Origin of the sequence: Pseudomonas sp. 1D4 (assembly GCF_001728925.1) — a bacterium.
Classification (GTDB): Bacteria; Pseudomonadota; Gammaproteobacteria; order Pseudomonadales; family Pseudomonadaceae; genus Metapseudomonas; species Metapseudomonas otitidis.
Genome location: NZ_LXJQ01000010.1, coordinates 96,530 through 122,925 on the forward strand (window position 1 = coordinate 96,530; position 26,396 = coordinate 122,925).

Genomic DNA, 26,396 nt, shown 5'->3' on the forward strand with positions numbered 1-26,396 from the left:
GGCCGCCTCATTCATCATCTGTACCTGGGGAACGAATCCCCTTCACGCCCCGTCCGCAATCCTGATCCGCTCGATCACCCTCGCGGCAAGCTCGTCGGGTCGGAACTTGGCGAGGAAGTCATCCGCGCCAACTTTCTTCACCATCGCCTGGTTGAAAACGCCGGAGAGCGAAGTATGCAGGAGGATGTGCAGCTTCTGCATTCTCGGATCACCACGTATTTCCGCAGTCAGGGTGTAGCCATCCATCTCCGGCATCTCGATGTCGGAAATGATCATCAGGAGTTCTTTATCCGGCGCCTTGCCCTGCTCGACCAGGTCATGCAGGTAGTTGTACGCCTGGCGGCCATCGTTCAGCGAGACCACCTCCACCCCGACCGTCTCCAGGCAGCGGATCAGCTGCTTGCGCGCCACGGAAGAGTCGTCGACGATCAGCACGCGTTTGGTAACGGCGCTGGCCTGGGTCTCGTGATCGATAACGCCCTCGGAGATGGCCTCCGAGGTCGGCGCGACTTCGGCGAGGATCTTCTCCACGTCAATGATCTCGACCAGGTTCTTGTCGACACGCGTGACCGCGGTCAGGTAATGCTCACGCCCGGTTCCCTTGGGTGGCGGATGGATCTCTTCCCAGTTCATGTTGATGATGCGCTCCACGGAGCGCACCAGAAATCCCTGAACCTTGCTGTTGTACTCCGTAATGATCACGAAGCTGTTCTTGAGATCACTCAACGGCCTGCGCCCTGTCGCCATGGACAGGTCGAGGATGGGGATGGTCCCTCCGCGGATATTCGCCACCCCTCGAACCACCGGGCTGGACTTGGGCATGATGGTGAGCTTGGGGCATTGAAGCACCTCCTTCACCTTGAACACGTTGATCCCGTAGAGCTGGGGTCCATCCAGCCGGAACAACAGCAACTCCAGGCGGTTCTGCCCTACCAGTTGCGTACGCTGGTTAACCGAATCCAATACACCGGCCATGCCAGGACTCTCCCCTTTTGAGCTTCAGGACGCTTCGCCATAGATTAGCAGGCGGCACGAGCCTTGCTTTTTTGAATTGCATGAACCCGACAACGACGCTTTTCCGACACCTGATAGCACATCGCCGTCACCGGTCATGGGCCTTTTTACCCGTTTTATTCTGCCTGAGCCATAACGGCGCTTCGGCAGAAGGACTCACGCCGCCCGAAGTCCTTATCGGCTCCACCGAAGGGTTTCTTGAGTTCAAGGTAGAGGAATATCTCCAGAATAGCGGCATCGAAGGACGCTACGAAATCCAGGTGAATCGACTCGACCCGCGGCTACGTCTCGCTACCTGCGACAGGGATTTGACAGTGAGCCTGGAAAGTCCCGCACAACCGGTTGGCCGTGTCACGGTGAAGATTCGCTGCGAAGGGGGCGCCCCGTGGTCTGTCTTCGTGCCTGCTCAGGTTCGTCTCTTCCGCAATGTAATAGTCGCCGCACGCCCGATGCGCAAAGGGGAAGAACTGTCCTCCCGTGACTACAACCTGGTCGAGCGTGACGTAGGACTGCTCTCTCAAGGCTATCTCACAGCACCTTCTCAAGCAGAAGGTCACAAGCTCACGCGCCCTGTTCTGGCCGACCAGATCCTGACGCCAACGCATGTGGAAATGGCTGAGGTGGTTCGCAAGGGTGACCAGGTGGTGATCAGTGCCGGGAACTCCACCATCCAGGTAAAGATGCCGGGCGAAGCGCTTTCCGCAGGCGCAGTAGGGGAGCAGATACGCGTCCGCAATCTCAACTCCAAACGCGTCGTCAAAGCCCGGGTAACCGGACCAGGGCAAGTGGAGGTCGCCATGTAGGCACGACTCTTGTATGGCTTGATGTCATTTCGTGTAGAGTGCCGGTTTTCCAGCGCCACACCACGTCCGGGATTTTTTTCGGAAGTTGCCCTAAAGTTAGTTCGGGCCTGGTCGATAAGGTCGGTAAGCGTCCAAAACACCCAGAGGTTCTGCATCATGGTCATCGACTTCAACCGGCTCAACAATGCCAACACGCCCGCCAACGCGGGACGTACCGGCAACGCCGGAAAGAACGAAGGCGTTACCGCCACCCCGACCAGCGCCAGCCAGACCACCAACGAGCCGGCTGCCACTTCCCCGCGCAGTGGTGAGAGCGTGCAACTGAGCAGCGATGCCCAGCAACTGCAGAAGGTCACCGACAAGCTACGCGACCTGCCCACCGTCGACCGGGAGCGGGTCGACAAGATCAAGCAAGCCATCGCCAACGGCACCTACCAGGTAGACAGCCAGCGCGTGGCAAGCAAGTTGCTCGACTTCGAATCCCAGCGCTAGTCCAAGGGCAGCGCTGGGGATATTGGACGCCCGATCCCCAGAGCCCGAAATGCAAGACACCGAACTGCTCGACCTGCTCAACCACGATATCGACCACGCCCAGCAACTGCTTGAGCTGATCGATAACGAATTCAAGGCACTGACCGAACGCGACCTGCCGCAACTCGAGCAGATTCTCTCGGACAAGCAGCCCTTGCTCGCCCTCCTTGACCAGCATGGCCGTCTTCGCGCCGAGGCACTGCAAGCGCTCGGGCTAAGCGCAGACCGCGCCGGACTGACCGCCCTGGTCGAGCGCTCCCCAATCGGCGCCGATTTGCAGGCGCGCAGCGCAGCACTGAACGACGTGCTGGAGCAGTGCCAGGCGGGCAACCTGCGCAATGGGCGACTGATCCGCGCCAGCCAGACCAGCGTGGACAACACTCTGGCCATCCTGCGCGGCCAGGAGACTCCCAGCCTCTATGACAGCCGGGGAAGCGCCGCTAAAATCCCTCGACAGCGCCCGCTCAGCCAGGCCTGAAACAATAAGAAGCGCCAGGACATCGGGGCACATTGCCAGTATGCTGGCGCACCGAGCCCCATGTGTTTGGAGAGACCTGGACCGTGTCCAACGCATTCAACGAAGATGATGGCCCACAACCCCCCAAGGTGTTGAAGGCACCCGTGGAAATCCAGGCCAATCTTCGCCTCTTGCTGCAAAGCCATGACCCTCTAGTCGTTACCTTCCATGAGCGCAGCCAGCGCTTCCAGAGCTTCCTGGTGGAGGTCGACAAGGACCGTCAACGCGTCGCGCTTGATGAGATAGTTCCCAACGACGGCGAGCGGTTCATTCGCGCGGGGGAGTGCTTTCGTGTGGAAGGCTTCCATGATGGCGTCAGAATCGCCTGGGAATGCCGCCAGCCCGTCCAGGTAGGCGAACATCAGGGAGCTCCCTGCTACTGGTGCCCCCTACCCGAAGAAGTCACTTACCACCAACGCCGCAACGCCTTCCGCGCACCCTTGCTGAAGGGGCAGCCCGTCCCCATCGAACTGGCCGGAGACCGGCTACCCATGGGGATCAGCGGCGAGATGCTGGATATCTCCGCCACCGGCTGCAAGTTGCGCTTCGCTGGTGACGCCACCCAACAGCTGCAGACAGGCCAGGTCTACGAGCGCTTCAGCGCTCGCCTGCCATTCGGCACCTTGCTCACCCCCATTGAACTACGCCACCTCAGCTACAACGACAAGCTGAACATCACCCTGGCGGGCGTGCGCTTCCACCGCATGAACGGCCCCGAGCAACGCCTCGTGGAGCGTTTCGTCTACCAACTCCAACGCGAAGCCCGCCGCTTCGACAAAGACGATCTCTTCTAGCGCCCTCCTCACCCGAGCCTTCAGCTCGGGTGAGGCGCCTCCGGCTCCTCGGGAGCTGGAGGCTGCGTGAAAGCCTCCCCTGCCATCTGCTCCTGCACCATCTGCTCATCCACGCGCGGGTCGAGCGCCGCCACCAAAGGCGAACTCACCTCTGGTGTCGCAACGTGCTGCAGCGGAGCCTCGTCCACCCGGTGCAGACCCGTGACCTTATCGGGACGCACCCGCACCACCAGAATCAGCGCACAAACGCTGACGAAGGCATAGAACATGTTCGGCCCCAGCAGCTTCATCAGCGCCCCCGTCAGCAGCGGGCCAATACTCGCGCCCACACCGAAGGTGATCAGCAACATCGCCGTCAGCGACACCCGACGCTCCGCCTCGATGTGGTCATTGGAAAAGGCCACCGCCAGCGGGTAGAGCGTGAACTGCAGCATGCAAACCAGAAACCCCATGGGGAACAGCATCTCCATCGGCACACTGGGCATCAGCGCCAACGGCAGGGCCGCCAGCACCAGCAGCACCGATGCACTGCGGATCAGCATGGCGCGGTCGTTACGGTCCGACAGCCAGCCCAGCGGCCACTGCACCAGCAAACCTGCAAGGATGCAGCAGCCCATGAACAGGCCGACCTGCTCGGTAGTCAGCCCCTGCCGCGTGGCGTAGAGGGGCGCCAGACCGTAGAACGACCCCAGCATCAGGCCCGACACCAGCACCGTCGTCATCGACTGCGGCACCCGCCGGATGAAGAAGCGCGGCTCCAGCGGCGCCGGGTGCAAAGGCGCCGGGTGGATCTTGCGAGTCACCGCCACCGGCACCAGACACAACGCGAAGCACATCGCCACCAGCATCAGCAGTTCCGGGCCAAGGCCGGGGTGCAACACCAGCACCAGTTGACCCAGCACCAGGCCGAGGTAAGAGGCCAACATGTAGCCGGCGAACACCTTGCCGCGCTGGCCAGGCTCAGCCTGCTCCGTCAACCAGCTCTCGATCACCATGTACTGGCACATCATCCCCAGGCCAACCAGCAACCGCAGGAACAGCCAACCAGGTACCCAGCTCAACAGGCCGTGTCCCAGTACGGCGGCGGTGACCAGCCCCGCACAGGCGACATACGCACGGATGTGCCCGACTCGTGCGATCAGCCGGTGCCCCAGCTTGCCCCCGATGATGAGGCCCAGGTAGTTGGCCGCCATCAGCGCACCGACCCACAGGCCGTCGACCTTGTCCGCCGCCAGGCGCAGGCCGAGGTAGGTACTGAGCAGGCCGGAGCCGATCAGCATGAGCAACGTTGCGAAATACAGGGCCCGGAAGGACTTCAGGACTCGACCCATCGGCTTTCCATGCGCTCCTTGAGCAAGGGCGGGCCGCTTGAGTGCGGCCCGCGATGAGGGGTAATGCTAGGGCCTGGCAGAAAGGCCGTCGAACGCTGGAACTCTACATTGCCGGATCAAGCCAGGGCTGCCAGAACACGACGCTCCCAGGGCGTGATCTGATCGAAAAAGCTCGCCAGCTCCATCGTCTTGGTGGCGATGTAGCCTTCGATGAACTCCTCCCCGAACAGTTCCCGTGCCAGGTCGCTGCGCTTCAGACGCTCCAGGGCCGCATGCAAGGTACAGGGCAACGACAGAGAATCCGGCACCTCGAACTCCCCCTGGATCAGCGGGCTCGGCTCGATCCCCTGTTCCAGGCCATGAAGCCCCGCCGCCAGGCTGGCGGCAATCGCCAGGTAGGGGTTGGTGTCCGCCCCCGGCAAGCGATTCTCCACCCGTCGCGCAATGGGCGCACTGGCCGGGATACGCAGCCCGGCGGCACGGTTGTCGTGGGACCAGCACGCATTGTTCGGCGACGCGTAGGGGTGGCACAAGCGCTGGTAGGAGTTCACGTTGGGTGCGAACAGGGCGGTCAACTCCGCCATCGCCGCCTGCTGCCCTCCGATGAAGTGGTAGAACGCCTGCGACGGTTCGCCATTTGCCTCGGAAAAGATGTTCCGCCCATCCGCGCAGCACACCACACTCTGATGGATGTGCATCGAGCTACCCGGCGTATGCGCTAGCGGCTTGGCCATGCACACCACGGTCAGCCCGTGCTTGAGGGCGACCTCCTTGAGCAGGTGCTTAAACAGGAAGGTCTGGTCGGCCAGCAGCATCGCATCGCCATGCAGGAGATTGATCTCGAACTGGCTGACACCCATCTCGTGCATGAAGGTGTCACGCGGCATCCCCAGCAGCGCCATGCAACGGTAAACCTCTTCGAAGAAGGGGCGCAGGCCGCTGTTGGAGCTCACGCTGAACGCCGAACAACCGTCCTCGCGGCGACCATCCAGCCCAACCGGTGGCTGGAACGGCTGATGGGGATCGGGATTGGGCGCGAACACGAAAAACTCCAGCTCGGTGGCCACCACCGGCGACCAGCCGCGCTCGGCATAGCGATCCAGAACACGGCGCAGCAAGCCACGGGTGGACAGACCCGACGCGCGGCCATCCAGCTCATGGGCATCGCAGATCGCCAGGGCACGCGGCGTGTCACTCCACGGCAGGCGATGGACCTGCCCGGGGTCTGCCACCAACGCCAGGTCACCGTCATCACTGCCGTAAAAGCGCGCCGGCGGATAGCCGCCCATGATGCACTGCAGCAGCACGCCACGCGCCAACTGCAAGCGCCGTCCGGAGAGGAAACCCTCGCCGGTCATCACCTTGCCCCGCATCACACCATTCAGGTCAGGCGTCACGCACTCGATCTCATCGACTCCAGCCAAGTGCTCTGCCAGCTCGGCCGGGATTGCCGTGTTCATGTTGTTTTCCTTGTCAGACATGGACCGCTGCGAATGGCGGCGCGCCCAAAATACTCATCACCTGTTCAATATTTCAAGCACATATGAAAACCCCCGCAGATGCGGGGGCTCGGTGATGCGCGGTTAGCTTAAGGGAGGTCAGCGCCAGTCCTTGAGCGCCTGGGTGGCCGCCTGATTCATGGGCTGCGCCAGAAGCCCAGTGGGTGAAAGGTTGACCGCGTAGACCGCCCCATCCGCCATCGGCAGGAAGGTGACGCGCTGAGCCTGGGCATCGAACAGGAACAGGTCATGCTGCCCCACCCTCAGCCAGCGCCACAGATCGATGCCATAGGGGCTACTGGCCAGCGTCGCCTCGGGGTGCTGCGCCAGTTCCTGGTCCTCGATGGCGAGGAAGCGGCCCGACAGTTTCTCCAGGCGGTAGCCGGACTGCAGGCCGATCAGCCGTGCCAACCCCTTCAGGTGAAGCAGCCGAGCATCCAGTTGCCAAAGATCGCCATCCAGCAGCACGCTACGTTCACGACCGCCTTCCAACAGCATCACCTCGTAGCGCTGGGACCCGAGCGCCTTGAAGCTGAGTGTCACGATAGGCTTGCCGGTGTCCAGGTGGTCGTAGCGGGTCAGGTCCCAGGCAACTGTCCCGACCAGAGTAGCCAGGGCCACGAATGCAAGACCCACGGTGCCGCGCAACCAGCCGAGGAACCAGCTACGGTCGAACAGGATGCGTGCGGCCACCACGACCGCGAGCAGGGCCAGCAGGGCGATGCCCCAGGCCAGGCCGTCATACTGCATGGAACCCTTTCCTTCTCCACAAAAGAGCCGGCATTATGCGCACCTCCCGACGCAGCGACCAGTTGCCACGCTGCGCAGTCCGCCACAGATCGAGCATTTATGCCTTTCCCCATCGAACTCGCAGTTGATCCGGTCACCCTGCTGGTGCTCGCCGGCGTCGCGTTCCTGGCCGGCTTCATCGACGCCATCGCGGGCGGCGGCGGCCTGCTGACCATCCCGGCGCTGCTCACGGCCGGGCTGCCGCCCCACCTGGTACTGGGTACCAACAAGCTTTGCGCCACCTTCGGCTCTGCCACCGCCAGCTACACCTTCTACAGACGCAAGCTGTTCGAGCCGCGCCGCTGGAAGAACGCCCTGCTGGGCACTGCTGTGGGCGCTGCCCTTGGCGCGATCATCGCCCATTGGATGCCGGCACATTGGCTCAACCAGATGCTGCCGGCCGTGGTATTCGGCTGTGGCCTGTACCTCTTGTTCGGCCGCACCCCCGACGTGCAGCACGCCGCTGACGCAGCCATCCCCCGTGGCCGGCAATGGCCCCAGGGACTGGGACTGGGCTTCTACGACGGCGTTGCCGGTCCCGGCACAGGGGCCTTCTGGACGGTGAGCAGCCTGCTGCTCTACCCACTCGACCTGGTGCGGGCCAGCGGCGTGGCGCGCACCATGAACTTCGTCAGCAACGGCGTGGCACTGGCGGTGTTCATCATCGGCGGCCAGGTGGCCTGGGTACTGGGCATCAGCATGGGGTTGGCGCTGATGGCCGGCGCCTTCTTCGGCGCCCGCACTGCCATCAGCGGTGGGGCGAAGCTGATCCGCCCGGTGTTCATCTGCGTGGTGCTGGCGCTGACTGCGCGACTAGCCTGGCAGCACTGGTTCTGACAACCCCAGGCGGCGCGCCACGTAGAGCTCGATGAGATAGCGGGCAATGGACTTGCTGGCCGGCAGTGGCGGCAGCGCATGGATGGAGAACCAGCGCGCGTCCTCGATTTCGCCCGGTTGAGGGACGATCTCACCGGAGCGGTATTCGGCGTGGTAGCCCAGCATCAACGAGTGCGGGAACGGCCAGTTCTGGCTGGCAATGTAGCGAGGCTCAGCGATCTCGACCCCCACTTCCTCGCACACTTCCCGGGCTACACACTCCTCCACCGTCTCGCCGGGCTCGACGAAGCCCGCCAGCGTGCTGTAGACGCCGCTGACAAAGCGCGGCGAGCGCGCCAGCAGCAGCTCATCACCACGGGTCACCAGCACGATCATGCTGGGCGACAGCCGCGGATAGTGATGAACGCCGCAGCTCTCGCAATGCATCGCCCGCTCGCTGGCTACCTGGACCATGCGTGCACCGCAGCTGCCGCAGAAGCGGTGGTGATCGGCCCAGGTCCCGATCTGGGTGGCAAAACCCAGCATGCGGAAGGTCTCGGCGTCACCCTGCATCATCAACTGGCGCAGGCCGACCCAGGCCGCGCCTGGCACGTCGGCGGGGCGCGCCAGTTCGAGGAGGAAGACTTCATCGTCACCGAAGTGGCCGATGCCATGCTCGGCAAGGATGGGCAGGTCCTGGCGCTTCAGCCAGTCACGGGGGAACAGCACACCATTGCTGTCCGCCAGGAAAGTCTGGCGGCAGTGCGCCAGCGCCCAGCCGCCAGGCCGAGCCGCATCCAGAAAGCTCGAACGCCAGCGCGGGTCGGCCATCTCAGGCCGCCACCTGCAAACCCAGTGCCCGCACGCTGTCGGCCGCGAGATCGAGCACATCAGGATGGGCCTCAGGGCGCAGCACCGCGCCGCCCTCAAGGTAGTACTCGAGGCTGGTCAGGGCATCGGCCAGGGTCTCCAACATCTGCTCGGAGGGCATCTGCACGGCCTCCAGCATCTGCTTCTGGATGAACTCGCCACAGGCGCCCACCAGGTTGCCGGCACGCTCCTGCCCAAGGAACCACAGGCCACCGCGCACGGCCTGCAGGGTGCTGGGCACGTTGGCCAGGTGCAGCTTGTCGCCGTTGGACTCGAGGTAGGCGGTGATGGCGCGCTTGGCCATCGCCAGGCCGCCCTGGGCCTCGTCGATGACCACGATGCGCGCCTCGGTCAGTTGGTGCTGGGCGAAGGACTCAGCCTCGGTCATCACCGGGGTGGCCGCCTGGCGGGTATCACGGCGCTCGCCGCGCTCCAGGTCCGCCACCATGCTCTCGACATACAGCACGGCGTCGGCGAGCCGGTTGAGCGACTCCGGCGATACCGCTTCGCCTTCGGCCCAGCTGCCGACGGCGGGCAGTTGTGCCTGCAGCGCATTGGCGGCGGAGGTCAGGCCCACCATGCCAAGGGTCTTGGCCAGCTTGCCCAGCAGGGCGTGCAGGCTGCCGAGGCTTTCGGGCTGAGCGGTGCCGCGCTCGATCAGGTCGAGCACGTCCTTCACGCTGGCCAGCTCCTCGCGGATCGCCGAGGACAGCGAGCGCATGACGGCCTGGCCGGGGCCGGCCAGGCGCTGGTATTCCTCTTCCAGCAGGTGATCGGTGAACGGCATCGCCGTCATCCCGAACACGCTGCGGACCTCGGTGGCACGCGGGCCCTGGCTGTCCGCCAGGGCTACCAGATAGAGCAGCTCCTTCTGCAGGCTGCGCGGCGCTTCGTAGTGCTCGTTGGCCAGCAGCTGCTTGAGTTCGCGGTCGATGCGGGCGAACAGCTGTTTGCGCGACTTACGCGCGATCAACTGCCCATCCACCATCGCCTCCAGCGCCGCAGCGCCGATCCAGCACAAGCGCGCACGCGGGTCGATGGCGTAGAGGCTGTCCAGGCGTGCCAACGCACGGCCCATGAGCTTCAGGCTGGGCTGGGGGCTCTGCTCGCGGATGAAGCCCAGCAGGCCCACCTGGTACATCTGCCGCAGGCGGCGCGCCATCAGGTACTGGGCGCTGACCTCAGGCAGGCTGGAGGCAGACGGCACGCGAGCCTGGTCCAGACGCACGCTGAAGAAGAAGCTCTCCGGCAGCGGCTGTTGCCCGGCGGACTGACGCAACTCGTTGATCGCCGGCAGCAACAGCTCGGGCATTTCCTGCCGGTGAGCGTCGACGTTTTCCAAGTAGCGGCGCAGCACGTAGAGCGCGTTGCTCAGGGCAGCCAACTGGTTGTCACGCTCCTCCCCCACGCCGGCCGGGATGTCGGTGGCCTGCTGGAGGATCTCCTGCGCCAGCAGCTCGGCGCCGGTCAGTTCGATGAGGTTGAGGGTGCCGCGCACCTGCTGCAGGCTTTCGACCGCCTGTTGCAGCAGGCTGCCGTTGTGGCGGTCGACGATGAACTGTTCGAGGCTCTGTTCGGCCTGCTCGATCGTGGCGAACAGCTCGTCGCGCACCAGGCTGAGGGAAGTGGCTCCGGTGACCATGGGTCTAGCGCGCCTCCCGCGCGAAATACTGGTACGGCATCAGTCGGCGAATTCCGGTTTCTGTTTGTTCATGTGGGCGGCCATGGCCACACGCAGGTCGTTGGACTGGAGCATGGCGGCGTTCCAGGTGGCGATGTACTCAAGGCCATCGTCTACGCGGTGGTCGCGCATGTAGCGGATCATTTCCTTGGTGCCACGGATCGCCACCGGCGACTTGGCTGCGATGTCCCGCGCCAGGGCGAATACGCCTTCCATCAGTGCATCGCGGTCAGCGTAGGTGCGATTGACCAGCCCGATGCTGCGCGCCTCTTCACCATCAACGGTGCGGCCGGTGTAGGCCAGCTCGCGCATCATGCCGTCGCCGATGATGCGCGGCAGCCGCTGCAGGGTACCCACGTCAGCGGCCATGCCGATGTCGATCTCCTTGATGGAGAACTGAGCATCGACAGTGGAATAGCGCATGTCGCAGGCGGACACCAGGTCGATCGCGCCTCCCAGGCAGTAGCCCTGGATCGCAGCGATCACCGGTTTGCTGCACAGGTCGACAGCATTGAACGAGGCTTGCAGCTCGAGGATCTTGCGCCGCAGCACCAGGGCATTGCGGCCCACGTCCTTGCCCAGCTGCGCACCGACGGAGGCCAGCAGCATCAAGTCGATACCGGAGGAGAAGTGCTTGCCGGCACCACTGAGGACAGCGACCCGGACCTCGTCCGTTTCATCGATCCAGCGGAAGATCTCGACGATCTCGGCCCAGAAATCGGCGTTCATCGCGTTGATCTTCTCGGGGCGGTTGATCTCCACGTGGGCGATCTTGTCCGTCAGCTCTACGCGAAAGGCTTTGTAGTCGGGCACGAAAGTTATCCTCGCCAGTTCTGCTGCTGGCCTATGAAAAGTGCGGAATTCCAAACCCGGCAACTATAACAAGCGGACACCGAAAGTCGAAGGTGGCCTCTGTGAAGCAGGCCACGCCATCGACCTTCAACCACTTGTCCTTGCGCCTTCCACACGGTTTCGCCACTGCCGCCAGCTGTATAGCGGGATACCGGCCATCAGTACCAGGAAGCCCCAGAAGATCGCCTGCTCGCCGGTGCCGTAGAGCGCCCAGATGGCGTACACGAAGCCCAGTGACCCCAACAGCAGGGCCCAACCGCGCTCACACTCGCTGAATGCCTCGGGCTTGACTGCCAGCCACTGCAGCAGCGCGGCGGTGCAGAAGGCGTAGGGCACGACGCCGGTCATGGTGCCGAGCAGGATGATGACGTTGAACACGTCCACCAGCTCGCCCTGACCATCGACGAACACCAAGGCGGTCACTAGCACTGCCGAGACCAGCAGCCCGTTGGCCGGCGCCCCCCAGCGGTTGGTCTGGCCGAGCGAATGGGGCAGCAGCCCGTCGCGGGCGGTGGCCATGGGGATCTGCCCCTGCAGCAGCACCCAGCCATTGAGCGCCCCCAGGCAGGCGATCACCGCCCCGGCCGCGACCAGGTGGTAGCCCCACTCCCCCACCAGCACCCGCGCCGCATCGGCAAACGGTGCGCTGGAGCGAGCCAACTCTTCAGGCGGCAACGTGCCCTGCACGGCAGTGATGGAGAGGATGTAGACGGCCGCCGCCACCAGGGTGCCGAACACCGTGGCACGGGGAATGGTGCGGCGCGGATCGCGGACATCGTCCGCCGGTACGGTGGCGGACTCCAGGCCGATAAAGGACCACAGCGTCAGCGCCGCCGTGGTGGCGATCGCCTTGGCGTAGCCCCCGGTTCCCGGCGGCAGCTCCTCCGGTGTGGGGATGCGCAGGTACTCGGGATGAAACGAGAACCAGCCGAGAATGCCCACCAGCAGCAGCGGGATCAGCTTAAGCGCGGTGAGGATGTTCTGTGCCACACCGAAGGCGCCGATGCCCCGCAGGTTGATCAGGGTGCACAGCCAGATGGCACCGATGGCCACCAACACAGTGAGCACCGGGTCGCGCAAGGCCGGGAAGAACACCTGCAGGTAGCCCACCAGGGTCACGGCGATGGCCGCGTTGCCGATCCAGGCCGCCTTCCAATAGGTCCAGGCGCAAAGGTAGCCGGCGAACGGACCAAAGCCATCACGGGTGTAGGCGTAGGGGCCACCCGCCCCGGGCGCGAGCCGCGCCAGCCGGGCGAAGATGAGCGCGAGGATGACCGCACCGGTGCTGGAGATCAGCCAGCCGAACAGGCTGAGCCCGCCATAGGCCGCCAGGCTGGAGGGCAGCAGGAAAACGCCCGACCCGATCATGTTCCCCACCACCAGGGCAGTGCAGGTCCAGAACCCCATGCCACCGCCCCGCCTCACCGCCGTTCGCTCGTCGCTCATCGCGCCCCCAGGCCGAGTCACTCCTTGATGCAATCAACGGTATAGCAGTGGCCCTGCGGGGTGTCCTGCTGCTGCAGGCCGTGCACATCGGAGTCGAAACCGGGGAAGGACTCGTCGAACGTCCGAGCGAAGGCCAGGTAGTCGATGATCGAACGGGTCTCTTCAGTGAAGCGCTCCCCCGGCATGATCAGCGGGATACCCGGCGGGTAGGGCACCAGCATCACCGCCGCGATGCGCCCTTGCAGCGCATCCAGCGGCACCGCCTCTACGTCGCCGCGCACCAGCTTGTCGTAGGCGTCCGCCGGTTTCATGGCGGCGACCGGCAGGGTGGTGTACATGCGCCGCATCGCCCGCGCGGTGCCGTTGTCGCGGTAACAGCCGTGGAGTTCGTCGCACAGGTCACGCAGGCCGAGCCCCTGGTAGCGGGCACCACCGGCACGGGCGATGGACGGCAAGGCGGTGATCAGCGGCGCATTGGCGTCGTAGAGCCGCTTGAACTCCAGCAGTTCGGTGAGCAAGGTGCTCCACTTGCCCTTGGTGATGCCCATGGAGAACAGCACCAGGAAGGAATACAGGCCGGTCTTCTCCACCACCAGCCCGCGCTCCCAGAGAAACTTGCCGACCACCGCCGCCGGAATGCCGCGTTCGCCCAAACGTCCGTCGGCAGTCAGGCCCGGCATCACCAGGGTGACCTTGATCGGGTCGAGCAGCACGTAGTCGTCGGCCACCTCGCCGAAGCCGTGCCAGTCAGCCTGGGGCTGCAACAGCCAATCGGGGGTGCTGACCTGGTCGCGCCCTTCCACCTTCGGCGGCTGCCAGATGCTGAACCACCAGTCGTCCTCGGCCAGGTTCTGCCCGACGTTGGCCAGGGCACGTCGGAAACTCAGGGCCTCGTCGAAGGTTTCCTGGATCAGCGAGCGCCCGGCGGGGCCCTCCATCATGGCGGAGGCAACGTCCAGCGAAGCGATGATCCCGTACTGGGGTGAGGTGGAGATGTGCATCATGAACGCTTCGTTGAAGCGATCACGGTCCAACTGGCGGGTCTCGCCGTCCTGCACATGGATCATCGAGGCCTGGCTGAAGGCCGCCAGCAGTTTATGGGTGGAGTGGGTGGTGAACACCAGCGGGCCGCCCGCCCCTCGCGCGGTGCCCATGCCGTAGCGGCCGGCGTAGAACTCGTGGAAGGCCGCGTAGGCGTACCAGGCCTCGTCGAAGTGCAGCACCTCGACGCTGTCGCGCAGGGTCTGCTTGATCAGCTCGGCGTTATAGCAGAGCCCGTCGTAGGTGGAGTTGGTCACCACCGCCAGGCGCACCCTCGGCTCCCGTCCGCGGGCCAGCGGGCTGGCGTCGATCTTCGCCTGGATCGATTCGCGACTGAATTCGCTCAGGGGTATTGGTCCGATGATGCCCAGCTCGTTGCGCTCCGGCATCAGGTACAGCGGGATCGCGCCGGTCATGATGATCGAATGGAGGATCGACTTGTGGCAGTTGCGGTCTACCAGCACCAGGTCATCGCGACCGACCATGGAGTGCCAGACGATCTTGTTGGCGGTGGAGGTGCCGTTGATGACAAAGAAGGTGTGGTCCGCGCCGAAGTTCCGCGCCGCCCGCGCCTCTGCCTCGGCAAGCGGTCCGGTGTGGTCCAGCAGCGAACCCAGCTCGGGCACCGACACCGAGAGGTCGGAACGCAGGGTGTTTTCGCCGAAGAACTGGTGGAAGGCCTGCCCCACCGGGCTCTTGCGGTAAGCAACGCCACCGCCGTGGCCGGGCGTGTGCCAGGAATAGTTGGACTGCGCGGTGTGCTCCACCAGCGCGCGGAAGAACGGCGGCAGCAACCCCTCCAGGTAGGTGCGCGCAGCCCGCGCCACCTGGCGCGCGAGGAACGGCACGGTGTCTTCGAACAGGTACAGCAAGCCGCGCAGCTGGTTGAGGTCGGCCATCGCTTCGGCGGGGGCGTTCTCGATGGTGACCTGTTCACCCAGGGCGAAGATCGGCAATTGCGGCGCTCGCACCCGGGCGACGCGGATCAGCTCGACCACGTCATGCAGCAGGCGCTGGTTCTCCCCGGCGCCCTCCGCGGCCACCAGGATGCAGGCCAGCCCATGATGGGTGGAGGCGACGATACGCCCCTCGGCGGAACTGGCGGTGGAGAGGATAACGAAACCGTCCCGCTCCAGTTCGTGGGCGATGCCGCGCACGCGCTCCCCCGCGACGGTATCGGCCTTGATATCGCGGTGGACGATGAGGATGGGGAACTTCAGGTCTTTGTACATGAGGACGTCCCGGTACGGCGGGTCCATCCCGCCCAGGACGCCAGGGTAGAAGCTCGCCGGGAGTCGCGTAACCCCCGGCGCTAGCACCTGTAAGAAAAGGTCGCGCCGGTGAAATCGGCGCTGCTCACGCCTCGGGCGTAGTCGGTGCCTCCAGCTTGGCCCACAGGGCCGGGCCGCCGGAGGCCTTCTCGATCACCGCCAGCCGCTCCAGGTGAGCTGCCAGCTCCGCTTCGCTGGCCCGCAGAACGCGGCCGGGCGCACGGCCCTGAATGCGGCGGATGGGCGAGGCCTGGGGCCGACCGCCCTCGTCACCGCCCTCGCCCGCCAGGGACAGGTTGGTCTGACCACCGGTCATCGCCAGGTAGACGTCAGCGAGGATCTCGGCGTCGAGCAGTGCGCCGTGGAGGTCACGGCCGGAGTTGTCGACGTCGTAGCGCTTGCACAGGGCGTCGAGGTTGTTGCGCTGCCCCGGATGGCGCTCGCGCGCCATCATCAGGGTGTCGATCACGCCGCAATGCTCGGCGATGTCGGAACGGTCGCTCTGCCCCAGCAGGGCGAACTCGTTGTTGATGAAACCGATGTCGAACGCCGCGTTGTGGATGATCAGCTCGGCGCCCTTGATGAATTCGAAGAACTCGTCGGCGACGTCCTTGAAGCGCGGCTTGCCCACCAGGAACTCGTTGGTGATGCCGTGAACGGCGATGGCGCCTTCGTCCACTTCGCGGTCGGGCTGCAGGTATTGGTGGAAGTGGCGACCGGTGAGGCGGCGCCCTTCAAGCTCGACGCAACCGATCTCGATGATGCGGTGGCCATCGGTCACCGGCATGCCGGTGGTTTCGGTATCCAGTACTACGTAACGCATGTTCGATGCCCGTGGGGTGGAGGGTCTGGATCAGGAGGCGGTATTGCGATGGCGCATTCTAACGGGGGCCCAGCTCGCTGACACCCCGGTTCGCCAACTGGTCGGCGCGCTCGTTGCCCGGATGACCGGTGTGCCCGCGCACCCACTGCCATTCCACCTGGTGGCGGCTGACCTGCTCGTCCAGCAACTGCCACAGGTCGGCGTTCTTCACCGGTTGCTTGGCGGCCGTCTTCCAGCCGCGCTTCTTCCAGTTGGGGAGCCATTCCTGGATGCCGCGCATCACGTATTCGGAGTCGGTGACCAGACGCACCTGGCACGGCCGCTTGAGCGCCACCAGACCGGCAATCGCAGCCATCAGCTCCATACGGTTGTTGGTGGTGTCGTGTTCGCCCCCCCAGAGCTCCTTCTCGGCGCCCTTGTAGACGAGCAATACGCCCCAGCCACCGGGACCGGGGTTACCCTTGCAGGCCCCGTCGGTGTACATCTCGACCCGTTCTGTCACTTATGCCTCGTGTTTCGAATCGCGCCGGCTGACCTTCGCCACCGGCATGGGAATCAGCTTGCCCATGGGCTCGCGTCGACTCTGGCGCAACGGGCGAAGGCCGACTACCAACTTGCGCGCCACCAGCAGATAGAAGCCGGCACCGAGCCACTGCCCGGCGCCGCCCCAGCGCTCCATCCAGGCCAGGCGCGACTGCCAGGCCGGTGAAGCGAGCGGCGGACGATAGCACCCGAAGCGGCGTTTCTCCAGCGCGAAGCCCAGCAGGTTGAGCCAGTCGGCGACCCGGCTCGGCGCGATGCAGCGGGCCTTGCCCAGGGCGTCCCCGGCGAAGTAATGACGCACGCCCCAGGCGCTCCAGGGGTTGACCCCGACGATCAGCAGGTGCCCGCCAGGGCGCACACTGCGCGCGGCCTCACGCAGCAGGCCATGGGGCGAGAGGCTGAAATCCAGCCCATGCTGCAGCACCACCACATCGGCAGCGTGTTCGGAGAGGGGCCAGGCGCTCTCATCGCAGGCGATCTCCACCCCCGACAATGGCGCGCCCAGATGGACGCTGCGCTGGATCTGCTGCGCCCCCGGCGGCAGTTCAGCGCGGGGGCCGTAGTGAACCAGGTAGCCGCCGAAATAACGCCCCAGTTCGTCCTCGAGCAGGCGCTGCTCCTCGAACAGCATCAGCCCACCCAGCGGGCCGGAGAACCAGGTGCGGGCGTCCTCGATCAACTCGAGCCAGGCAGGATCGGCCTGGGCGATGGGTGGCCTGTTCACGGAAACCTCCTGGTGATGGACACGGGGGCCGCCGATCCGGGCAGCACGACGGGCACTGCCCACACCGGCTCGACGCCCTGGGGCACGGCCCCTAAGATGCGCTTTTGCTGACAGACAGGCGAGCGGCCCATGATACAGATCGACCCCATCCGTGCCTTCTCCGACAACTATATCTGGCTGTTGCAGGATGCGACCGAACGACGCTGTGCGGTGGTCGACCCCGGCGACGCCGCCCCCGTGCTGGCCTGGCTGGAGGCACACCCCGGCTGGGCCCTCAGCGACATCCTGATCACCCACCACCACGGCGACCATGTGGGTGGGGTGGCCGAGCTGAAGGCTCGCACCGGCGCCACGGTGTACGGACCGGCCCACGAGACCATCCCGGCGCGGGATCGGGCGCTGGAAGACGGCGAGCGCATCGAGGTGCTCGGCCTGACGTTCGAGGTGCTCCACGTTCCCGGCCACACCCTGGGCCATATCGCCTACTTCCACGACGACGCCACCGCACCGCTGCTGTTCAGTGGCGATACCCTGTTCGCCGCCGGTTGCGGACGCCTCTTCGAGGGCACCGCCGAGCAGATGCACGCGGCCCTGTCTCGCCTCGCCGCCCTCCCCGCCCCGACCCGCGTCTACTGCACCCACGAGTACACCCTCGGCAACCTGCGCTTCGCCTGCGCCGTCGAGCCGGGCAACCTGGCGATTGAGCAACGCTTCGAGGCCGTGCGCCGCCTGCGCGAGGATGACGGCATCAGCCTGCCTTCCAGCATTGCCCTGGAGCGCGCCACCAACCCGTTCCTGCGGGTCGGGGAAGCCTCGGTGATCTCAGCAGCCGACAAACGGAGCGGCAGCCACCACACCGCCCCGGCAGCGGTGTTCGCCACCCTGAGGAGTTGGAAGGACACGTTCTGAAACGCCCTTCAGGTCACATTCGAGCTGGTGAAAACTTGACCACCCCCGGGTCGGTTCCTAGAATCGCCCGATCTTTTTTCCCGGAAAAGCCCAGCGACCAATGCCGTCTACGCCGCCGAAAACCCTTGATCTAGACGCATTGGCAAGAGCCGTAAGGGCTGTATTGCTGGTCTCCGCAGCCGCCCTTACCGGCTGCCAGAGCATGGGCCACCGCCCCGAGGACGACAGCCAGGAGAAGGTACTGGCGGCCAAGCTGCACCAGCAGACCCAGTGGCAGGAAGAGGCGCAGGTCGAGCAGGAACCACAGGACATCTGGGAGCGCATGCGCAAGGGCTTCGCCCTGCAGGACGAGATCGGCGTCAACCCGCGCATCGAGCAACAGCGCCTCTGGTTCGTCAGCAACTCGTCCTTCGTCGAGAAGGCGTCGCAACGCAGCAACCCCTACATCCACTACATCGTCGAACGCCTCGAAGAGCGTGAGATGCCGCTGGAGCTGGCGCTGCTGCCGGTCATCGAGAGCGCCTACAACCCCTTCGCCTACTCCCGCGCAGACGCGGTGGGTCTGTGGCAGTTCATCCCCTCCACCGGGCGTCACTTCAACCTGCGCCAGACCAACTGGTACGACGGCCGGCGCGACATCACCGCCTCGACCAACGCTGCCCTCGATTACCTCGGCCGCCTGCACGAGATGTTCAACGGTGACTGGCTGCTGGCCCTCGCCGCCTACAACGCCGGGGAAGGCACCGTGAGCCGCGCCATCGAGCGCAACGAGAAAGTGGGCCTGCCCACCGACTACTGGAACCTGCCACTCCCTAAGGAAACCCGCGACTACGTGCCCAAGCTGTTGGCCCTTTCGCAAGTGGTCCTGGCCCCCGACGCCTACGGCATCGCCCTGAGCCCCGTGGCCAACGAGCCCTATTTCGAGGTGGTGGAACTCAAGCAGCGCATGGACCTGTCCCGCGTGGCGGCAATGGCCGACCTGGACGCGGATGAGCTTTATCAGCTCAACCCCGCCTTCAAGCGCCGCATCACCATGGACGGCCCGCAGCAATTGCTGGTACCGACCCAGAAGGCCGAGCAACTGCTGGCCAGCCTGTCTACCCTCGCGCCCCAGGACCTGGTGGAGTGGCAGGAGTACCGCGTGCGCAGCGGCGACAACCTGCAGGCCATCGCCAACCGCTACCAGGTGAGCGTCGCCAGCATCAAGGAAATCAACGGCCTCTCAGGGAGCCGCCTGCGCGTGGGCCAGAGCCTCAGCATCCCGGTGGAAGCCGGCCGCACCCCAGCCCAGCCGGTGTTCCAGAACCTGGCCCGTAACGAGCCGGCCGCCAAGGCGCGTATCTACAAGGTCCGCAACGGTGACAACCTCTGGCAGATCGCCAAGCAGACCGGCGTCCACGTGAATGACCTCAAGCGCTGGAACCGCCTGAACGGCACCCACCTCAAAATCGGCCAGACCCTCGCCCTGCAGGGCACCAGCAGCACCCGCACCACCACCCGTACCGTGGCGATGACCGACAAGGCAGGCCGTGACGCGGTGACCTACTACAAGGTGAAGAAAGGGGATTCGCTGTACGTCATCGCCAAGCGCTTCAATGTGGAGATGAAGCACATCCAGCGCTGGAATCCCCGAAGCGGGCACGCCCTGAAGCCGGGCCAGACCCTGACCCTCTACCTCCCCTGAGGCTTGCCGATCGCCGCCAGACAGCGCCCAGCCAACTGGGCGAAGCGCTGAAAGGCGACGAACTGCTCAGGCTTCAACGCACGCCCCGAAGGGCGGCAGTCAGCGTAGATCACGCCGATCGGGCGCGCCCCGGCGAACAATGGCGCGATAAAGAACATCCCCTGGCCGAACCAGCGGCGCATGGGCTGGGTCATCAGGTCGTTCAGGCTGCAAGTGGCGGGAGTGCCCATCCATAACGGCTCGCGGCTACGCAGCACGTAGCTGAACAAGTGAGGCTGTTCCGGCTGCTCGACCGGTAGCTCGAAGCCCTGCCGCCAATCCTCCGCCGCCTCGCCCGCGACCCGCTTGACGCGGAAACAGGTCTGGCGGTCGGCAAGAACCGCCACCATCACACGCTCCAAGCCCACGCCAAGATGCAGGCCGCGCGCCAGCGTGTCGAGAATCAGGCCCACATCCGCCTGGCGGGACACCATCATGCCCAGGTCCTGCAGGGCCTGCTGCATCAGCAGCAGGTCGGGCTGGAGCTGGCGTGCCTTGCGCTGGGCCTGCTGCACCAGCAACTGCTCAGGGTCAGTGGGCGGAATGAGCGCACACAGGCGGCTGGCGCCGAAGGTCGCCGCCACCTTCACCGTCTCATCGGCACTGGCCAGCACCTGCTGCATCGCCTCCTCGGGGGATACACCGATGAACTGCGCCATCTGCGGGATCAGCATCGCCATCTGCGGCGAGTCCCAGCCCTCCAGCGCCGCCTCGCTGATCTGTACCCCAAGTGTCACAGCCCTCACGGCCGGATCGGCCTGGGCGCCGCCACCGCGAGCCAACGCTGCCACTTCCCCCAGGCTCCAGCTCTTGATCAGCCCGATGGTGAGGTGGCGGAAGCTGGTGCCCAACACCTCGCGCACTGTCTGCTCTTCGTCTGCACCGGGTTGTGCAAGGGCCTGAGCAAGCTCGTCGGCCTGCTCCCCTGCGCAGCCCCAGAACGCCAGTTCCCCGAGGCGATAGAGCAGTGCGGCGATGAACACCTCCTCCTGGTCACGACTGATCACATAGCCGGCGATGTTGCGTGCCTGCACGGCGGCATGGAACGAGCGCGCCAGCAGCTCCTGCAACTGCTCACGAGGGGCGCGGGTCAGCAGACCGTCGATCAGGCTGAGGGAAAGGCCGATAAGGCGAACGTTCTCGAAACCGATCAGCACGATGGCGCGGGAGATCGTGCGAATCGGCTCCTGGGAAGGGTTGTAGTACGCACTGTTGCCCACCCGAAGGACCTTGGCGGTCAGCGCGGCATCACGCAGCAGCACGTCGGCCAATTGCTGGACGGACGCGTGATCGCGCCGGGCAAGACTGTGGAGGTCGAAGACGACCGCCGCTAGAGCAGGCAAATCCGCCTGAGTGAGCCTGTCGATCCATGACTGCAAACCATGGCTGCGTAAACCCAAGATGAGGAACCCCCGCACGTTTTGGAAAAGTGTAGTCAAAAGGCTGGCCGGCCCCACTCTGGGCGGACCTTTTTCCAGTGGATACAAGCTGTTACTGTACCGGCCAGAACGCCCGTCCTACTGTCCTTTCGGCGACACAGGACAAGGCCGCCAGTGGCTGCATCACGCGAGGTTTCCAAGCGTTGCACGGCTCACGGCACACCCCCTTCCCAGCGCACCACGGACCGGATCCCCACCTGATGCGTCACCTCCTTCTCCTGCTGATCGGCCTGCTCGCCAGCGCAGGCGCGAGCGCGACACTCAGCGAGAGCCATGGCTATGCCCAGTTCGGCGGCCTGAAGTACCCCGCCAGCTTCACCCACTTCGACTGGGTCAACCCCGAGGCCCCCAAAGGCGGCACGCTGAGGCTGATGGCCTTCGGTACCTTCGACACCCTCAACCCCTACACTTTCAAGGGCACCAGCCCGGTGGCCACGCCGAACTTCCTGCAGTACGGCATCTCCGAGCTCAACGAGCCGCTGATGGTCGGCACCGGCATCTATGATCCTTCGGGAGACGAACCGGCCTCCAGCTATGGCCTGATCGCCTCCAGCGTCGAGTACAGCGAGGACCGCAGCTGGGTCGTCTTCAACCTGCGCCCCGAAGCGCGTTTTCACGACGGCAAGCCGATCACGGCCTACGACGTGGCCTTCTCCTACCGCACGCTGATCGGCAACGGCCACCCCCAGTACCGCACCAGCCTGCAAGAAGTGAAGCGGGTCGACATCCTCAACCGCCACCGCATCCGCTTCGTCCTCAAGCGCGCCGGCAACCCGCTGCTGATCCTGCGCCTCGGCGAGCTGCCGGTACTGCCGCAGCACTATTGGAAGGATCGTGATTTCAAGGCCACCACCTTCGAGCCACCGCTGGGCAGCGGCCCCTACCGCATCACCCAGGTCCGTCCCGGACGCGGGCTGGTGTTCGAACGGGTCAAGGACTGGTGGGGCAAGGACCTGCCGGTAAACCGGGGCAAATACAACTTCAACCGGGTCGAAGTGGAGTTCTATCGCGACGCCAACGTCGCCTTCGAAGCCTTCAAGGCCGGCGAATTCGACTTCTACATCGAGCATCAGGCGAAGAACTGGGCCAACGGCTACCGCTTCCCGGCCGTGGTCCGGGGCGATGTGATCCGCGCCGAAATCCCGCACCAGATCCCCACCCAGACCCAGGCCCTGTTCATGAACACCCGCCACAAAGTGTTCCAGGACCGCCGCGTGCGCGAGGCCATGGGGCTGATGTTCGACTTCCAATGGACCAACCGCGCGCTGTTCAACAACGCCTACCTGCGTGCCAACAGCTACTACCCCAACAGCGAGTTCACCGCCACCGGCAAGCCCGAGGGCCAGGAGTGGCTGCTGCTTTCTCCCTACCGCGCACAATTGCCGGCACAGTTGTTCACTGAGCCCTTCAACGTGCCGACGACCGACGGGCGTGGCATCCCGCGTGAAACCCTGCGCCGGGCGCTGGGTCTACTGGGCGAGGCCGGCTGGAAGCTCTCCGGCCAGCGCCTGTTGAACACCCGTGGCGAGCCGCTGCGCTTCGAGATCCTGCTGGTCAACCCCAACCTTGAGCGCATCCTCCAGCCCTACACCGAGAACCTGGCAGGCATCGGCATCGACGTGACCCTGCGAACCGTCGACCGTGCCCAGTACAAGCAGCGTCTGGACCACTACGACTACGACATGATCCTCATGACCCTGCCCCAGAGCCTCAGCCCCGGACTGGAACAGTCTCTGTACTTCCATTCCAGCCAGGTCGGCGTGAAGGGCAGCAAGAACTACGCCGGCGTCGCCGACCCGGTGGTGGATGCCCTGCTGGAGCGCCTGCTGGGCGCCCGCACTCGCGACGAGCAGGTGGCCGCCGGCCGCGCACTGGACCGCACGCTGCTGTGGCAGCACTACAGCATTCCCAACTGGTACCTCAACTACCATCGCCTGGCGTACCGCAACCGGTTCGCCTTCGTCACCACGCCGCCCTACACCCTGGGCCTGCGTGCGTGGTGGCAGAAGCCCACGGAGAACACCCGATGAGCACGAACTCCCTGCGCACCTGGTGCCTGGCCGGCTGCGGCGCCCTGCTGCTTGGCCTTGCCGGCCTGGCCCAGAGCGAACCTCGGCACGCCATAACGCTGTATGACGAAACGCCCAAGTACCCGGTGGGCTTCAAGCATTTCGCCTGGGTCAACCCGGACGCCCCCAAGGGCGGCACCCTGCGCTTGGCAAGCTATGGCGGCTTCGACAGCCTCAACGCCTTCATTCCGAAGGGCACGTCGGCCAGCCAGCTGGGGCTGATCTACGACTCCCTGACCTTCCACTCCCCGGACGAGCCGTTCACCGAGTACGGCCTGCTGGCGGAGAAGATCGAGAAAGCACCGGACAACAGCTTCGTGCGCTTCTACCTCAACCCCAAGGCCCGCTTCAACGACGGCACCCCGGTGACCAGCGAGGACGTGGTCTTCACCTTCCAGACCCTGCTGCAGCACGGCGATCCGATGTACCGCCACTACTATTCCGACGTGGACAAGGTGGTGGCCGAAGACGCCCAGCGCGTGCGCTTCGACTTCAAGCACCCGGGCAACCGCGAGTTGCCGCTGATCCTCGGGCAGATCCAGATCCTGCCCAAGCACTGGTGGAGCACCCGCGACTTCGCCAAGTCCTCCCTGGAACCGCCCCTGGGCAGTGGCCCCTACCGCATCACCCAGGTGGAAGCCGGGCGCTCGATCCGTTTCGAGCGGGTCAAGAACTGGTGGGGCAAGGATCTGCCGGTGGTCCGTGGCTACTACAACTTCGACGTTGTCAGCGTCGACTACTACCGCGACATGTCCGTCGCCCTGGAAGCCTTCAAGGCCGGGCAGTTCGACTTCAATCTGGAGTATTCCGCCAAGGACTGGGCCACCGGCTACGACTGCCCGGCCTTGCGCAAGGGGCATATCACCCAGGTGGCCATCCCCAACCACAGCCCAGTGGGCATGCAGGCCTTCGCCTTCAATATTCGCCGGCCGGTGTTCCAGGATCGCCGCGTGCGCGAGGCCATCGCCTCGCTGTTCGACTTCGAATGGACCAACCGCCAACTGTTCTTCGGCGCCTACAAGCGTACCCGCAGCTATTTCGAGAATTCCGAGATGGCCGCCAGCGGCCTGCCAGCCGAAGCCGAGATGAAGATCCTCGAGCCCTTGCGTGGCAAGATCCCCGACGAGGTCTTCACCCAGCCCTTCCAGCTACCGGTCAGCGATGGCAGCGGCATCATCCGCAACCAGAAGCGCCACGCCTACAAGCTGCTCACCGAAGCCGGCTACCACATCGAGAATGACCGCATGGTAGGGCCGGACGGCAAGCCGCTGAGCTTCGAAATCATGATTGCCCAGGCCAACCTGGAGCGGGTGATCCTGCCGTTCAAGCGCAACCTGGCCGAGTTGGGCATCGAACTGGTGATCCGTCGTGTCGACGTCTCCCAGTACATGACCCGCCTGCGCTCGCGGGACTACGACATGATTCCCGCCACCTGGGGCCAGTCGAACTCGCCAGGCAACGAACAGATGGAGTTCTGGCACTCCCGCAGCGCCGAGAGCCCTGGCAGTCGCAACTTCATCGGCCTGCGCGATCCGGCGGTAGACACCCTGGTGGAAGGCCTGATCCGCGCCGACTCCCGACAGAGCCTGATCGACCATGCGCGGGCGCTGGACCGGGTCCTGCTGTGGGGGCACTACGCCATTCCCAACTATTACGTCGACACCTGGCGCGTCGCCTACTGGGACCCGCTCCAACGCCCTGCCGCAACGCCGCAGTACGACCTCGGCCTGTTCACCTGGTGGCAGAAGCCCGGTGCAACGCCCGCCGCTGAGGCAACGGACGCTCCCGAGGCCCCGGCCACCGAACCGCAACAGGACGCCCGCTGATGCTCGCCTACATCCTGCGGCGCCTGCTGCTGATCATCCCCACCCTGTTCGGCATCCTGCTGATCAACTTCATCATCATCCAGGCCGCCCCCGGCGGACCGGTGGAACAGATGATCGCCAAGCTGGAAGGCTTCGACGCCGCCTCCGGCGGTGCCACCGGGCGCATCTCCGGAGGCGGCGGCGAGGTCTCGGTGGCCGGCTCCAACTACCGCGGTGCCCAGGGCCTGGACCCGGAGCTGATCAAGGAAATCGAGAAGATGTACGGCTTCGACAAGCCAGCGCCGGAACGCTTCTGGCTGATGGTGAAGAACTACCTGCATTTCGATTTCGGCAACAGCTTCTTCCGCGACGCCAAGGTCACCGACCTGATTCTGGAGAAGATGCCGGTGTCCATCTCCCTCGGCCTCTGGAGCACCCTGATCATGTACCTGGTCTCGGTCCCCCTGGGCATTGCCAAGGCGGTGCGGCACGGCAGCGTGTTCGACGTCTGGACCAGCACTGCGATCATCGTCGGCTACGCGATTCCCGCCTTCCTCTTCGCCATCCTGTTGATCGTGCTGTTCGCCGGCGGCAGCTACTACGACTGGTTCCCGCTGCGCGGGCTGACCTCCAACCACTTCGACGAACTGAGCCTGGGCGGCAAGGTGCTCGACTACTTCTGGCACCTGGCCCTGCCGGTGACGGCCCTGGTGATCGGCAACTTCGCCACCCTCACCTTCCTCACCAAGAACAGTTTCCTCGACGAAATCAACAAGCAGTACGTGATTACCGCGCGCGCCAAGGGCCTTTCGGAGAACCGCGTGCTCTATGGCCACGTGTTCCGCAACGCCATGCTGCTGATCATCGCCGGTTTCCCGGCGGCCTTCATCGGCCTGTTCTTCACCGGCTCGCTGCTGATCGAGGTGATCTTCTCCCTCGACGGCCTGGGCCTGCTGAGCTTCGAGTCGGCGGTCAACCGCGACTACCCGGTGGTGTTCGGTACGCTGTTCATCTTCACGTTGCTGGGCCTTTTGGTGAAGCTCATCGGCGACGTCACCTACACCCTCGTCGATCCGCGCATCGACTTCGAAAGCCGGGAGGGCTGA

At 64.9% G+C, this 26,396-nt stretch carries 22 protein-coding genes and 1 pseudogene; 10 read left to right on the top strand and 13 right to left on the bottom strand.

The annotated features are described in order from the left end of the window. Nucleotides 1-42: 42 nt before the first annotated feature. Entirely contained in the window at nucleotides 43-975 is a 933-nt protein-coding gene (locus A7D27_RS07875; protein ID WP_069564546.1) for a chemotaxis protein CheV, read from the bottom strand. Between the two features lie 80 nt (nucleotides 976-1,055). Here A7D27_RS07875 and flgA point away from each other — a divergent pair, with 80 nt between their 5' ends. The 4 genes from flgA to A7D27_RS07895 all read left to right on the top strand — a co-directional run bounded on the left by flgA (nucleotide 1,056) and on the right by A7D27_RS07895 (nucleotide 3,659). Beyond that, the gene (gene flgA / locus A7D27_RS27020) at nucleotides 1,056-1,817 is read left to right on the top strand and encodes a flagellar basal body P-ring formation chaperone FlgA (RefSeq protein ID WP_083265560.1); all 762 of its coding nucleotides are present in this window, start codon (nucleotides 1,056-1,058) and stop codon (nucleotides 1,815-1,817) included. Nucleotides 1,818-1,973: 156 nt separating this feature from the next. Continuing rightward, nucleotides 1,974-2,309 (top strand): flagellar biosynthesis anti-sigma factor FlgM, encoded by a 336-nt coding sequence (gene flgM, locus A7D27_RS07885; protein ID WP_069564548.1) that lies wholly within the window; start codon nucleotides 1,974-1,976, stop codon nucleotides 2,307-2,309. 49 nt (nucleotides 2,310-2,358) lie between these two features. Next, nucleotides 2,359-2,826 carry a flagella synthesis protein FlgN gene (locus A7D27_RS07890; RefSeq protein ID WP_069564549.1) on the top strand — a complete coding sequence of 156 codons (468 nt, stop codon included), beginning with the start codon at nucleotides 2,359-2,361 and terminating at the stop codon, nucleotides 2,824-2,826. An 83-nt stretch (nucleotides 2,827-2,909) separates the two neighbouring features. Then, nucleotides 2,910-3,659: a flagellar brake protein gene (locus A7D27_RS07895; protein WP_069564550.1), complete on the top strand. Its 750-nt coding sequence runs from the start codon at nucleotides 2,910-2,912 to the stop codon at nucleotides 3,657-3,659. Between the two features lie 20 nt (nucleotides 3,660-3,679). Here the strand turns inward: A7D27_RS07895 and A7D27_RS07900 are convergent, their stop codons facing one another. The 3 genes from A7D27_RS07900 to A7D27_RS07910 form a co-directional block, all read right to left on the bottom strand. After that, nucleotides 3,680-4,990, bottom strand: coding sequence for an MFS transporter (locus A7D27_RS07900; protein ID WP_069564551.1), 1,311 nt, complete (start codon nucleotides 4,988-4,990; stop codon nucleotides 3,680-3,682). Nucleotides 4,991-5,106: 116 nt separating this feature from the next. Continuing rightward, nucleotides 5,107-6,348 (bottom strand): glutamine synthetase family protein, encoded by a 1,242-nt coding sequence (locus A7D27_RS07905; RefSeq protein WP_170832281.1) that lies wholly within the window; start codon nucleotides 6,346-6,348, stop codon nucleotides 5,107-5,109. Nucleotides 6,349-6,588: 240 nt separating this feature from the next. Continuing rightward, on the bottom strand, nucleotides 6,589-7,239 hold the full coding sequence (locus A7D27_RS07910) for a hypothetical protein (protein WP_069560323.1): 651 nt from the start codon (nucleotides 7,237-7,239) through the stop codon (nucleotides 6,589-6,591). Between the two features lie 99 nt (nucleotides 7,240-7,338). On the opposite strand from A7D27_RS07910, the gene A7D27_RS07915 reads away from it, so the two are divergent. Further along, nucleotides 7,339-8,115 (top strand): TSUP family transporter, encoded by a 777-nt coding sequence (locus tag A7D27_RS07915; protein ID WP_069564553.1) that lies wholly within the window; start codon nucleotides 7,339-7,341, stop codon nucleotides 8,113-8,115. On the opposite strand, the gene nudC is transcribed toward A7D27_RS07915, so the two are convergent. The 8 genes and pseudogenes from nudC to A7D27_RS07955 all read right to left on the bottom strand — a co-directional run bounded on the left by nudC (nucleotide 8,092) and on the right by A7D27_RS07955 (nucleotide 17,345). Beyond that, nucleotides 8,092-8,925 (bottom strand): NAD(+) diphosphatase, encoded by an 834-nt coding sequence (gene nudC / locus A7D27_RS07920; protein WP_069564554.1) that lies wholly within the window; start codon nucleotides 8,923-8,925, stop codon nucleotides 8,092-8,094. The two genes, A7D27_RS07915 and nudC, sit on opposite strands and share 24 nt — an antisense overlap. Nucleotide 8,926: 1 nt before the next feature. After that, complete coding sequence (locus A7D27_RS07925; protein ID WP_069564555.1) at nucleotides 8,927-10,606, bottom strand: ferrous iron transporter B; 1,680 nt, start codon at nucleotides 10,604-10,606, stop codon at nucleotides 8,927-8,929. Between the two features lie 39 nt (nucleotides 10,607-10,645). Next, nucleotides 10,646-11,458, bottom strand: coding sequence for a crotonase/enoyl-CoA hydratase family protein (locus A7D27_RS07930; RefSeq protein WP_069564556.1), 813 nt, complete (start codon nucleotides 11,456-11,458; stop codon nucleotides 10,646-10,648). Nucleotides 11,459-11,584: 126 nt separating this feature from the next. After that, a pseudogene (locus A7D27_RS07935) lies at nucleotides 11,585-12,977 on the bottom strand (amino acid permease). Continuing rightward, a complete protein-coding gene (locus tag A7D27_RS07940; RefSeq protein ID WP_069564558.1) occupies nucleotides 12,961-15,216 on the bottom strand; it encodes an arginine/lysine/ornithine decarboxylase in 2,256 nt (751 codons plus the stop codon). Before A7D27_RS07940 ends, A7D27_RS07935 begins: the two are co-directional and overlap by 17 nt. 124 nt (nucleotides 15,217-15,340) lie before the next feature. After that, nucleotides 15,341-16,078 (bottom strand): DNA polymerase III subunit epsilon, encoded by a 738-nt coding sequence (dnaQ, locus tag A7D27_RS07945; protein WP_069560316.1) that lies wholly within the window; start codon nucleotides 16,076-16,078, stop codon nucleotides 15,341-15,343. Between the two features lie 58 nt (nucleotides 16,079-16,136). Continuing rightward, nucleotides 16,137-16,562 (bottom strand): ribonuclease HI, encoded by a 426-nt coding sequence (gene rnhA, locus A7D27_RS07950; RefSeq protein ID WP_069560315.1) that lies wholly within the window; start codon nucleotides 16,560-16,562, stop codon nucleotides 16,137-16,139. 18 nt (nucleotides 16,563-16,580) lie between these two features. Next, nucleotides 16,581-17,345, bottom strand: coding sequence for a class I SAM-dependent methyltransferase (locus A7D27_RS07955; protein WP_069560314.1), 765 nt, complete (start codon nucleotides 17,343-17,345; stop codon nucleotides 16,581-16,583). Nucleotides 17,346-17,474: 129 nt separating this feature from the next. Between A7D27_RS07955 and gloB the strand changes: the two genes are divergently transcribed. Both gloB and A7D27_RS07965 read left to right on the top strand, forming a co-directional pair. Continuing rightward, nucleotides 17,475-18,254 carry a hydroxyacylglutathione hydrolase gene (gene gloB / locus A7D27_RS07960; protein ID WP_069564559.1) on the top strand — a complete coding sequence of 260 codons (780 nt, stop codon included), beginning with the start codon at nucleotides 17,475-17,477 and terminating at the stop codon, nucleotides 18,252-18,254. 100 nt (nucleotides 18,255-18,354) lie between these two features. Further along, on the top strand, nucleotides 18,355-19,938 hold the full coding sequence (locus A7D27_RS07965; RefSeq protein ID WP_069564560.1) for a lytic transglycosylase domain-containing protein: 1,584 nt from the start codon (nucleotides 18,355-18,357) through the stop codon (nucleotides 19,936-19,938). Here the strand turns inward: A7D27_RS07965 and A7D27_RS07970 are convergent. Continuing rightward, nucleotides 19,926-21,377, bottom strand: a complete 1,452-nt coding sequence (locus tag A7D27_RS07970; RefSeq protein WP_069560417.1) for an HDOD domain-containing protein — start codon at nucleotides 21,375-21,377, stop codon at nucleotides 19,926-19,928. The genes A7D27_RS07965 and A7D27_RS07970 overlap by 13 nt on opposite strands. Before the next feature lie 239 nt (nucleotides 21,378-21,616). On the opposite strand from A7D27_RS07970, the gene A7D27_RS07975 reads away from it, so the two are divergent. Genes A7D27_RS07975 through A7D27_RS07985 form a run of 3 tightly spaced genes read left to right on the top strand, consistent with a single transcriptional unit; the run spans nucleotide 21,617 to nucleotide 26,396 of the window. After that, nucleotides 21,617-23,446 (top strand): extracellular solute-binding protein, encoded by a 1,830-nt coding sequence (locus A7D27_RS07975; RefSeq protein WP_069564561.1) that lies wholly within the window; start codon nucleotides 21,617-21,619, stop codon nucleotides 23,444-23,446. Beyond that, nucleotides 23,443-25,311: an extracellular solute-binding protein gene (locus A7D27_RS07980; protein WP_069564562.1), complete on the top strand. Its 1,869-nt coding sequence runs from the start codon at nucleotides 23,443-23,445 to the stop codon at nucleotides 25,309-25,311. Before A7D27_RS07975 ends, A7D27_RS07980 begins: the two co-directional genes overlap by 4 nt. Next, nucleotides 25,311-26,396 (top strand): microcin C ABC transporter permease YejB, encoded by a 1,086-nt coding sequence (locus A7D27_RS07985; protein ID WP_069560309.1) that lies wholly within the window; start codon nucleotides 25,311-25,313, stop codon nucleotides 26,394-26,396. The genes A7D27_RS07980 and A7D27_RS07985 overlap by 1 nt, the downstream gene beginning before the upstream one ends.